10 protein-coding genes and 1 pseudogene are annotated in these 10,922 nt (G+C 43.5%); 1 reads left to right on the forward strand and 10 read right to left on the reverse strand.

Features of this window, described 5'->3' with window-relative positions; all coding sequences use genetic code 11:
- Window positions 1-283: 283 nt before the first annotated feature.
- The 10 genes and pseudogenes from ACH10T_RS09355 to ACH10T_RS09400 form a co-directional block, all read right to left on the reverse strand.
- Window positions 284-549 (reverse strand): annotated as a pseudogene (locus tag ACH10T_RS09355) (transposase); the annotation flags it as partial.
- A 14-nt stretch (window positions 550-563) separates the two neighbouring features.
- Window positions 564-1,556: an NAD-dependent epimerase/dehydratase family protein gene (locus tag ACH10T_RS09360; protein ID WP_394809021.1), complete on the reverse strand. Its 993-nt coding sequence runs from the start codon at window positions 1,554-1,556 to the stop codon at window positions 564-566.
- Window positions 1,553-3,205 carry a GMC oxidoreductase gene (locus ACH10T_RS09365; RefSeq protein WP_394809022.1) on the reverse strand — a complete coding sequence of 551 codons (1,653 nt, stop codon included), beginning with the start codon at window positions 3,203-3,205 and terminating at the stop codon, window positions 1,553-1,555. Before ACH10T_RS09365 ends, ACH10T_RS09360 begins: the two co-directional genes overlap by 4 nt.
- A complete protein-coding gene (locus ACH10T_RS09370; RefSeq protein ID WP_394809023.1) occupies window positions 3,206-4,336 on the reverse strand; it encodes a glycosyltransferase family 4 protein in 1,131 nt (376 codons plus the stop codon).
- A gap of 686 nt (window positions 4,337-5,022) precedes the next feature.
- A complete protein-coding gene (locus tag ACH10T_RS09375) occupies window positions 5,023-5,613 on the reverse strand; it encodes a CBS domain-containing protein (RefSeq protein WP_394809024.1) in 591 nt (196 codons plus the stop codon).
- Window positions 5,614-5,737: 124 nt separating this feature from the next.
- Entirely contained in the window at window positions 5,738-7,180 is a 1,443-nt protein-coding gene (gene dacB, locus ACH10T_RS09380; RefSeq protein WP_394809025.1) for a D-alanyl-D-alanine carboxypeptidase/D-alanyl-D-alanine-endopeptidase, read from the reverse strand.
- 24 nt (window positions 7,181-7,204) lie between these two features.
- Window positions 7,205-7,513: a hypothetical protein gene (locus ACH10T_RS09385; RefSeq protein ID WP_394809026.1), complete on the reverse strand. Its 309-nt coding sequence runs from the start codon at window positions 7,511-7,513 to the stop codon at window positions 7,205-7,207.
- Between the two features lie 35 nt (window positions 7,514-7,548).
- Entirely contained in the window at window positions 7,549-8,424 is an 876-nt protein-coding gene (gene sucD, locus ACH10T_RS09390; protein WP_394809027.1) for a succinate--CoA ligase subunit alpha, read from the reverse strand.
- A 15-nt stretch (window positions 8,425-8,439) separates the two neighbouring features.
- Complete coding sequence (gene sucC / locus ACH10T_RS09395) at window positions 8,440-9,636, reverse strand: ADP-forming succinate--CoA ligase subunit beta (RefSeq protein WP_394809028.1); 1,197 nt, start codon at window positions 9,634-9,636, stop codon at window positions 8,440-8,442.
- 145 nt (window positions 9,637-9,781) lie between these two features.
- Window positions 9,782-10,078 (reverse strand): hypothetical protein, encoded by a 297-nt coding sequence (locus ACH10T_RS09400; protein WP_394809029.1) that lies wholly within the window; start codon window positions 10,076-10,078, stop codon window positions 9,782-9,784.
- A 77-nt stretch (window positions 10,079-10,155) separates the two neighbouring features.
- Here ACH10T_RS09400 and ACH10T_RS09405 point away from each other — a divergent pair, with 77 nt between their 5' ends.
- Window positions 10,156-10,905 carry an IS5 family transposase gene (locus ACH10T_RS09405; protein WP_304906971.1) on the forward strand — a complete coding sequence of 250 codons (750 nt, stop codon included), beginning with the start codon at window positions 10,156-10,158 and terminating at the stop codon, window positions 10,903-10,905.
- The last annotated feature ends 17 nt before the right edge of the window (window positions 10,906-10,922 follow it).

Below are 10,922 nucleotides of genomic sequence, written 5' to 3' on the forward strand. Positions count from 1 at the left end.
ATCATTTATAAACAAGTCGCTAACCAAAAACTATTAATTGATAATTTTATTCCAATTCATTGGGTTACATTACCACCACTAACTAACGATGACATAGCCTTTTATAAATCCTAATAATCGAGAAATTGCGTGACAAAATTTGGTACTGGCGTCAATCTATATCATCATTTTCAACACATATTTCTATTTAAAAACTCCACAATATATTTCTATAGATTTCACAAAAAATACATATGCTATAGAATAAAATATGTATTGATATAATAATGTCATTGCTTGGTAACTTCCGTAATATCTCGTTGGCACGTTTTAACTCCCGATTCTCTCGTTCCAATTCCTTGAGTCTTTCCCGATCCGATGTCGACATGCCTGCTCGAATCCCTTGATCGGCCTCCACCCGCCTTACCCAAGTCCGCAATGTTTCCGCTGTGCAGCCAATCTTCAATGCGATCGATTTGATTGTAGGCCACTCGACCCATGCTCTTTTTTCTGTTCAAATACTAATCGTACCGCTTGATTCTCTATACACCAGATTTGACTATAGCTCAGGGAGAGTGAAAATCTTATCTGGGATTTTTGGTGATGCAGGATTGATTTTGCAACATAATATGATATGGAGTCCATGTAAGCTCAAGTTCTGTGGTAGCTTTAGTACTATCAAGTTTTATTTCTTGTCTGAATAGTTTTAATAAAGATGGGGGAATACCATGAGGTAGCCACGTAGCTTTAATATGAACTTTCTTGAGAATGTGTTCGATTATTTTGATGGGAATGCCTAATAAGTAAGCGTCGAGTTTTATTGCTCTATTACTAATTCTTTTAATCGGTGTTGCACCGATACTGACACCGAAGTCTACAAAGTATTGGTTCCATCTTGGGCTGTCTGGTGCGGATAGGTTAAAAATTTTTACTTCACCTTCTCGTAAAGATACATTCAGTGCTTTTGTAGCAGCTTGAGCAACATCAGCGACATCGACAATATTCGACCAACCATCGCCAGAAGCCCCAAGGTCGCCAAGTTTACCTTGTTTTAGCCAAGTAATTATGCGTTCTGTCCAAAGTGGACTATCTTTTCCGCTAATACAGCCAGGACGCAAGATAATTGCTTTTCCACCATTTCTTCCGTAATCTTCTATAGCATATTCAGCAGCTATTTTGGCGTGACCATACCAGCCAAGGTCGTCGTGCAGAGGAGTGTTTTCTGAAATAATCCCAGTTTGTGTACCGTAGACTGATTGGCTGCTGAGATGAATAATTTTTGGCATTCCACTCAGTGCGGCTGCGTGGCAAAGCAGCTGAGCACCTTGCGTAATGGTAGTTGCATCACCTGTCACACAGTTGATTACAGCATCAACCCCTTTTAGCCCATCTTTTAATTCTAAAAGATTAGTACTGTCAATTTTTAGTGCTGCAACACCTTGGACTATCTTGTCACCAAGTGTCCGGCTACCGATCAAAGGTGTTACATGATTCATTTGCATAAGTTGACGGACTATTTCATTTCCTACGAATCCATTGCCACCTAATACTAGGACTTTGATTTCTGTGGATTTCATTTCATTGTCTTTATATGAGCAGCCAATTTTAGTGCTATAGCTGTAATGGTCAGTGTAGGATTAGCTTGACTCGATGTTGGAAAAACTGAGCTGCTGGCAACATATAGATTACTTATGCCATGTACTCGGCAATCTTTATTTACAATGCTTGTTTCAGGGTCATCTCCCATCCGGGTAGTACCAATATGATGTCCTCCATAAGCCCCAAAACGCATTAATTCTGTTTCTAAATTATCTGCATCAAATTCAAAATTTCCTATTTCATCTTTGGCGATTTCTTCAGAGAATAATTTTAAGGTTCTTTTTACAGCTTCAACATCTTCTGTAAGATACTGCCAATCAACATTAATCTTTGGCATATTCAGTGCATCTTTTTCGCTGGTTAAGTAAATGCGACTATTTTTGTTGGGTATTTGCTCAGCATGAACTTCTAAACTAAATTGATTAGATTTATTTGGTAGAATTACCGATGGAAACTTACGTTCAGCTAATGTTCTTTTTGTAAGCCAGTGTAGTAAAAATTTAAACGTATTAAAGGGGTCAGTCAAGATATTCAGAAAATGTTTAGCTTTGAGTTTAAGTGTGTTCTCCTCGTCATCTTTGAGTCGCTTGCCATATTCATAACTCACAAAGTTCTTAGCCATAAATAAACCAGACAAAATCCCGCTTTTATGCGATGGGTCGGTAATTTTAGGGAAATGTAAACGAGCCACCATATTACTTACCCCGAGTTCTTTTTGTTTTTCGGCCGTTAATTGAATACGTCTTCGGCAATAGATCCCTTCGGGAGAAATCTCATAGCCATGTTGTACTTTATTAGTTGCCCCGTTAATTTTTAACCTGCCCACATTGCCTGCAATATGGCACATATAAAAGCGACCTAAAATATCATTGTGGTTAGCAATACCATTTTTATGTATGTTATTAGAGACCAACATAAGGCGAGTTGTTTCAATACCTCCCATCGCTAAAACATAAAATTTAGCTTTCACTTTAAAAGCGTTACCATTTAGTGTGGCAACCTGTAAAAAATCTACTTCGGTCCCGAGGTTATTTAATTCAATTGCTATTACATTAGCATTAAGTAATAAATCAATATTACTAGACTGCGCAAAACAATTTCGATAACGTTTTCCAAGATCAGTTGGACATGAAAAACGTTCAATTCCGTCCGTAGAGAAAGCACTACTTGAAAAACCTTCAAACATTGGTTTTGGTGCTGGATTAAAGGCATTCCTGGCATCGTAGCAGTAATATCCTGCTTCGAGATAGCTATTGGCTTTTGGATAGAAATCAGCTAAGTCGTCTACGTTAATGGGCCAGCCACTATGTGGAATATAGCTGCGTTTTTCAAAATCGATTGGGTCAAAAGGAACGCAACGACCACCCCATATTGTGGTAGAACCACCAAATCTGCGTTGCCGATATTTGTCAGGAGGGCTGTGCATAGCCTTGTTGCTAACTGAACCGCTGTAAAGATCTTGAGTCTTTTTTTCTTCTTTAAAGTCACCGGATTCTAAAAGTAGCACTTTTGTAATTGTTTGTTCAAACTCAAGCGCCATAGGTATGCCTGCTGCACCTGCGCCGATAATACAAATATCAGTTTCCATTACAATATTATGTTCAATAGAGTTTCCAGATTTGATCATTTAGTTACCCTTCTTAGTCACATTAGGGCGTGCCGAAACCCCAAAGACTCGTTGGTGAACTTCAGAAATTCTGTCAGAAAAGCAGTCTAGCGAAAATCCCTTCTCATAAAGCTCTCGACCTTTTGCGGCAATATGTTCGCGATAAGTTTTGTCTAAAATTAATTTATCAAGGGCTTGTGTAATTTCTGCTATATTGCCCGGCGAAACAAACAATGAATTTTCGTCTGATTTAAGGTTGTTAGAAATTTCACCAACAGGCGTACACAATATGGCCACTTGATTACTTAGGGCTTCTAAAATAACTAATGGAAGTCCTTCATCGTAAGAAGGCAAAGCTAATATATCTGCAGTAGCCATCCACTGAGCGGCTTGTTTCTGATCGGCCCAACCTGTGAATTGAACCATATTCGAGATGCCTAGGTGCTTGGCCTTATTTTGATAAAACTCAATCCCTTCAGCACCCACAAAAATAGCCTCAGCCTTACTATCTCGAAAAGCTTGACTTTTTGCAATTGCGTTTAAAAGATCTGATACTCCCTTACGTTCACTTAAATTTCCTAAAAACATTACGCGTGTTTTATTATGAGTGGCAGAGTAGGGCGCTCTGGGGAAGGTCGGTTCTGGCACGCCATTTAAAACAATCTCGACTTTATCTGGAGCTATTTTTAAATCGGCGATCACGAATTTCTTGGCTGTTTCGCCAAGGACAATAACTTTTGAGGCTTTCGAGAAAGTCCAACGGATATATGCTCTTAAGAATGAAGGTAAGCTGGCGTAAAAGTGATGCAGTTGGGCTGCATGTAAATGCAGAATAACAGGCAATCCAATCAACCGAGAAAACAGTATCACGATGCTTTTTCTAAAAAAACTAAGTCGCTCGGCCATATTGACGTGGATCCCAGCGGCTTGTCCTAAGATTCTATAAAAAAGCAAGGTCGCAAGCGCGGCAATTAAATAAAAAATTGAGAAAATGGGGTGTTTACCACCTCGGGTGTCTAAAGGAACCAATTGAGCGTAATGAATGCTGTTTGCTTTTTCAGGTGTTTGACTCTGAATTAAGTAATCAGCCACTTTAAACATCCCTCCACCTAGCGGAGTCCAGGGACAAGCAATAAATATTTTTTTTCTCATTGTCGTTACCAATTTAATTTTCATTCATAAGTTTAATCACAAAAATTTATTTTAACCTCTACGGCTTCAATTCCTCGTCCCTTGAGGCAACAACTGGTTAAAAACCAGCAGATTGAAGAACACAGGTAATACCCGCTGCTTGTGGTGGAGTGCTTTATTAAAGAGAAAATAGATGAAAGTTTCATTGGAAGCGTGTGAAATCGCAGTCAATTTATTGGATATAAGCAAAACATATGATTGCTAGAAATGCAAGATGCTTATGAGATGCACAGGCTAAATTAAGTATGTATGAACTCAGTAGTTCCCGGAAATTCTTTCCATATTTATGTATAACTATATGATAGTAAATATCAAATAGCATGCACATGAATGTCATCGACTTGAGCATGATTTTTTTGCGAAACTGGGGTTATCTTTCCGGGGGTTTCTTATCATCTATTCAGGTTAGCTGGTGTTTGCGCAACTCATGGAATATTTGCTCCAATTACTCAGCAGGTGAAGTTACGATGGCGTTATATCTATTAAATCATCTGGTTTCACAAGATATGCCTTTACAATGCGATCTTTGAATTGTGGGTCTTTGAAGAAACATTAAAAAGACTGGAGATTTAGTAGTTGCTAGATAGTTTTGATTAATAAAGCAAGCCAGTTAAGAAAATTTATGAACTGGCTTGTTATTTTTTATACTAGCTCGCGATGAGTGTGGATTCAATTTCAGCAAAACTCTTGGCTACATTATTGCGTGGAATAATTGTACCCAGTTGTTTTTCTATTTGAGTCCAGGAGAAAATGCCGCATATTTTAGGTAACCCGCTGGCATCATAATCTATGACCAGCTGATGCAAACGATCAGCTTCGCGCAAACTGGCCGCAATGTTGCCAACTCTCGCATGCGCGACTTCTTCCAAAGGAATTGCTTCCAGATTTTCAAGCGACGTCATCATGTCACGCACCAAAATCTCGCTGTGCTTAACCCCTCTTTCTTGAATAAACCGCATGGGCTTTTCGCCCAGAATATCGCCTGCAGTAATAATTCCAGCCAGTGAATCATCGCTATTCATAACAAGCAATGAACGCACGCCACGATGCATCATATAGTTATTGGCAACTTCCATGGTGATATTTGGTGCGATGACGGCCGCATGCAATTTACGCAAATCAGTCATTACTTCAGATGCAGGTGAATCCAATGTTACTGAGTTTGGTGAAGCGGGCTTGGATATCTGCACAGTCCCGGTCAGATACTGTACAGAAAGCGATTTAAATTCATTCATCATATTGTGCACTCCCTCGAGGGTTGATGGGAATCAACTGACTTCAAAATAGATAATCTACTCTGAGCTGGAACTCTACGCCGAATGGCACTCGGAATCAATAGGCCTAATATCGATGCGGAAATGATTATTGCCGGTTATAAACCCAATGCACTAGCGTATCCATTGCGACACGGGACTGCCCAGCCTGATCGTGATTGACAAAAAAAACTACAATGACACGTCGCCCCGTTTTGTCCAACAAATAACCCGCCAGTGCGCGCACATCGTTTAAGGCACCTGTTTTCATATGCGCCAGCCCCTTCACCGGGGTATCCGTAAAACGATTTTTCAAAGTCCCATCCACTGCCGCAATGGGAAGCGATGAAATAAACTCCGGCATAACCGGGCTTTTAAAGGCCGCAAGCAAAAGCTGCCCCATGTGCCGTGCGCTGATCCGTTCCTTCCGTGACAACCCGGAGCCATTTTCCACTATCAATTCTAGGAAGCTCAATTGCTTATCTGCCAGCCAACGCCGGATAGCTGCATCCGATTTTGCCAATGTGGCCGGAGAATTATTGGCGACCGCTTCACCCGTACCTAGCGTCAAATAGAGTTGGCGCGCTGCGATATTATTACTAAATTTGTTGATGCCACGAATGACATCCGCCAGCGGCGGGGATTGATAAATCTTAAGCGGCGGCAAACCTTTTGGCGTCTGATTTACGATCACATTGCCATGAAACAAACCACCCTGCTGCGCCCATAGGCGTTTAAATAAATCACGCGTATAGATCGCGCTATCTTGCAAGCTCAACATATACGACTGCTTGCCGCACTGCTTGGAAAAGCTTCCGTTCAGAACCACGGTAAAGTTATTTTTATCATCTTTATCCGTTATCGCGTCAATCGTCAGTGAATTGCGCCAATCTCCGCATGCTCCCTGGGTAAGCTTCAAGTTATTTTGTATCTGCAAAGATTCCGGCAATGGATCAACGACGACACGAACTAAATTCTTTTCCGGTTGAGGAAACAGATGAATCGTGGACGTGCGGTAATTCACCAACAGTGCTTCGGGAAGGATGTTGTAGGTGCGATAAGGCTGCCCGTCAAACTCGCCCGGATCATCATTGGGAATATCATAATGCGTATGATCCAATACCAGATTGCCTTTAATTTCATGCAATCCGGTTTGACGCAAGCGATGAATCAATAACCAGAAATTTTCCAGATCAAGCTTGGGATCACCGTATCCTTTGATGATCAAGTCGCCATGTAAAACACCATCAGTGATTTTTCCATTGGCATACAGTATGGTCGGCCAAGTGTACGCAGGCCCCAGCAACTCCAACCCGGCATACGTTGTCAACAACTTCATCACCGAAGCAGGATTCATTGCCGCATCGGCATTAGCCGCCACAATCGACTGATTCGCACCAATCTCATGTACATACACACCGATAGCGGATTCCGGAATGGCAGCTTGTAGCAGTTTTTGTTTAACGGCAAGGGGCAGTTCATTGGAAAATACAAAAGCCGGTAGCGCAATTTGCAGGATGAACAGACTGAGATACAGACAAATGCGGATCATTCGTATGAGCAACCGTTTAAGTTACTATTTCTTCCCATTGCACATCGAGAATCCGTCATCCCAACCCATCCGGTATTGGTCATCTTTCTGATACCGATTCAGGTCTTTAAACGCCCAGCTGGTTCTTTTGGCAGTTTCACAACCATCAATATAACCTTGCTGTGTGTTTATCGGATAACCCGTTAAGTTGTATTTCGGTTTCGCGCTTTCCGGTAACGGACCTGCCGGACGTTCAGGTTTTCTGGCGGGAAGTTGTTGTTTCTCCGGCACTCCGCTACAAGCAGAAACGACTAACACCACTAAAATGATAAAAAACGATAAACGATAACGCATGCATAGCACCTTTGATAGTTGTTGAAAAGATTAAATTATAAAACCGATTTCAATAACTTTCCCATTTCAGCCGGATTATGGGTGACCTTAATCCCGCAGGATTCCATCACTTCCAGTTTTTCTTGCGCCGTTCCCTTGCCGCCTGAAATAATCGCCCCGGCATGTCCCATGCGCTTACCGGGTGGTGCGGTCACGCCGGCGATAAATCCGACGACTGGTTTTCGCATGTTCTCTTTCACCCAGCGCGCGCAATCCTCCTCATCGGTACCGCCGATTTCACCGACCATCAGTACGGCATCGGTTTCGTCATCATCATTGAACAATTGCATCACATCAAGGTGTTTCAACCCATTCACCGGATCGCCGCCGATCCCGATGCAGGTGGATTGCCCCAACCCCAGAGCCATCAATTGCGCCACGGCTTCATAGGTCAATGTACCCGAACGCGAAACCACGCCGATGCGGCCTTTTTTATGAATGTAACCCGGCATGATGCCGATCTTGAGTTCATCCGGCGTGATGATTCCCGGGCAATTTGGGCCGATCAGCCGGGTTTTCTTACCCTGCATTTTGTAACGCGTGCGGAGCATATCGCGCACCGGGATGCCTTCAGTGATGCAAATCACCAGATCCAGCTCGGCCTCGACGGCTTCATCTATCGCCGCTGCGGCAAAAGGCGGCGGCACATAAATGACCGAAACGTTCGCGCCGGTCTGCTGTTTGGCTTCCTTCACCGACGCATAAACAGGTATGCCTTCAAAATCCTCTCCGGGTTTGCGTGGATTCACGCCAGCGACAAAACATTCCTTGCCGTTTGCATACTCACGGCACATGCGCGTATGAAATTGCCCGGTTTTACCGGTAATACCCTGCGTCATCACGCGGCTGTTGCGATTAATCAGAATGGACATGGCACGACTCTCCTTTTATGACTGACACTGACAACCACACGACGATGACTTGGTCTTGGCCGCGCTGACCGCTTTCTGCGCCGCATCGGCCATATTTTCCGCCGAGATGATTGTCAAACCGGAATCGGCGAGAATTTTTTTCCCGAGATCCACATTGGTGCCTTCCAGGCGCACTACCAACGGCACGGTCAACTGCACCTCGCGCGCTGCAGCCACTACACCTTGCGCAATCACATCGCATTTCATGATGCCGCCGAAAATATTCACCAGAATCGCTTGCAACTTGGGATTTCGCAGCATCAACTTAAACGCCTCGGTCACTTTCTCAGCCGTTGCGCCGCCGCCGACATCGAGGAAATTCGCAGGATTGCCACCATATAACTTAATAATATCCATCGTTGCCATCGCCAGCCCCGCGCCATTTACCAGACAACCGATGTTGCCGTCCAATGGAATATACGATAACTCGTGTTTGGATGCCTCAATCTCAACCGGATCTTCTTCATCCAGATCACGTAGCGCAACGATTTCCGGATGACGAAATAAAGCGTTGTCGTCAAAATTTATTTTGGCGTCGAGCGCGATCACCTGTTTCTCAGCAGTTAACGTCAGCGGATTAATTTCCAGCAATGAAGAATCAGTGTCATCAAAAGCCTGGTATAGACCTTGCAACAACGTGATTGCTTGCGGCACACTTTGCGCAGGAATGCCGATTTTTAATGCAACTTCCTCGGCTTGCTGCTGACTGAGCCCCGCAATCGGATCAATAAACACTTTATGAATCTTCTCCGGTGTTTCAGCCGCGACTTTTTCGATCTCCATGCCGCCTTCCGAGCTTGCCATCAGGCACACGCGCTGACGGCCACGATCCACCACCATGCCGACATAAAATTCTTTCTCGATAGACACGCCCTGTTCGATAAAAAGCCGGTGTACGATTTGCCCTTCCGGGCCGGTCTGATGCGTCACTAGCCGCATGCCCAAAATCTCCCCCGCACGTTGCCGCACTTCATCCAACGACCTACCCACTTTCACTCCGCCACCCTTACCCCGCCCGCCGGCATAAATCTGCGCCTTCACCGCCCACACCTCACCACCCAGTTGCTGCGCAGCGCTCACGGCTTCGTCAACACTGAAACACGCAATGCCTTTCGGCGTGACAACCCCATATTTCCGCAGAATCTCTTTTGCTTGATACTCGTGAATTTTCATTGGCGTAACTCCATTTTTACGGCTTTCGGTTTTAATGTAGGGTGTAATAAGCAAAGCGCATTACACCGGATGGTTTTCATTCGGCGCAATATTGATTGCGCCCTACCGGGCTAAACAAAATAGTCATTACTCTATAGATTTCCAGTTATTTCAATTTATCAAACTTTAAAGCTAATTTGAACAACTCCTGCTTATGCATTCCACCCATTCGGGTCCATTGGGCGAGTGCAAGTTCTAACCAAGCCAAAAAAAGAATAATTTCTCGTCGAGTGGTATATCTCTCCCGAATGAACTTAAAACCTACCAACGATGGCCATTTATCCCAATACTTGGCTAGCACTCGTCTTGCTTCATGAAATCTTTTTGCTTCTTCGGTTGGTTTAATAGCACTATATAACCAAATATCACCAGTATTTTCTGTTTGCCTAGGGCCTGTTGACATTTTAAGATAACTATTTAATAAATAGAAACAAACTTGTAATATAGGTATTCCTATAACACCAATAAAACAAGTTTGCGATGCCCCGATTGATGCTCAGTGATGAGTTCTGGTCGAAGCTAGAGAAGATTCTGCTTCAAGAAGCCATTTATAACAAGCGTAATTTGCGCATGACGATAGAAGGCATGCTGTATCGAATGCGAGTTGGTTGCCCGTGGCGAGACTTGCCGAAGGCTTTTGGATGTTGGAATTCCGTCTACAAAAGATTCAATGCGTGGTCATTAAGTAACAAATGGAGCAGGATTTTCAAGGTGTTGATCATTGACCCGGATTGTGAGTGGGAATTTATTGATGGCAGCTACGTTAAAGCGCATCAGCATAGTGCGGGAGCGGTCGGCAAGAAGCCGCAGGCCATTGGTAAAAGCCGTGCAGGAAATACCACAAAGATTCACCTGGTGGTTGATAGTTATGGTTTGCCAGTTGAGTTTGAGATCACCGGTGGAGAAGTCAATGATTGTTCTGCAGCGCCCGATTTGATTGCCAGGTTACCTGATGCGGAAGCGATTGTAGCGGACAAAGGCTATGACAGTGATTGTATACGGGAGCAGATAACAAAGAAGGGGGCTAGGCCAGTAATACCAAGAAAGTGCAATTCATTGAAAGGTAATGCAGACATGGATTGGGGGTTGTATAAATATCGGCATTTGGTGGAAAACGCTTTTGCACGATTAAAGCAGTATCGCGCAGTGGCAACACGATATGACAAACTGAAAAGAAATTACGAAAGTATGGTTGCCATGGCTTGTGGATATCTGTGGCTACCTATGTGAAATGTCAACAGACCCTA

This window comes from Nitrosomonas sp. (assembly GCF_043753625.1).
Lineage (GTDB): Bacteria > Pseudomonadota > Gammaproteobacteria > Burkholderiales > Nitrosomonadaceae > Nitrosomonas.

Coding starts and splice junctions, on each gene's coding strand:
- ACH10T_RS09365 (WP_394809022.1), bottom strand. CDS start 3,205: ATGATCAAATCTGGAAACTCTATTGAACATAATATTGTAATGGAAACT.
- ACH10T_RS09385 (WP_394809026.1), bottom strand. CDS start 7,513: ATGCGTTATCGTTTATCGTTTTTTATCATTTTAGTGGTGTTAGTCGTT.
- sucC (WP_394809028.1), bottom strand. CDS start 9,636: ATGAAAATTCACGAGTATCAAGCAAAAGAGATTCTGCGGAAATATGGG.
- ACH10T_RS09370 (WP_394809023.1), bottom strand. CDS start 4,336: ATGAGAAAAAAAATATTTATTGCTTGTCCCTGGACTCCGCTAGGTGGA.
- ACH10T_RS09375 (WP_394809024.1), bottom strand. CDS start 5,613: ATGATGAATGAATTTAAATCGCTTTCTGTACAGTATCTGACCGGGACT.
- sucD (WP_394809027.1), bottom strand. CDS start 8,424: ATGTCCATTCTGATTAATCGCAACAGCCGCGTGATGACGCAGGGTATT.
- ACH10T_RS09405 (WP_304906971.1), top strand. CDS start 10,156: ATGCCCCGATTGATGCTCAGTGATGAGTTCTGGTCGAAGCTAGAGAAG.
- ACH10T_RS09360 (WP_394809021.1), bottom strand. CDS start 1,556: ATGAAATCCACAGAAATCAAAGTCCTAGTATTAGGTGGCAATGGATTC.
- dacB (WP_394809025.1), bottom strand. CDS start 7,180: ATGATCCGCATTTGTCTGTATCTCAGTCTGTTCATCCTGCAAATTGCG.
- ACH10T_RS09400 (WP_394809029.1), bottom strand. CDS start 10,078: ATGTCAACAGGCCCTAGGCAAACAGAAAATACTGGTGATATTTGGTTA.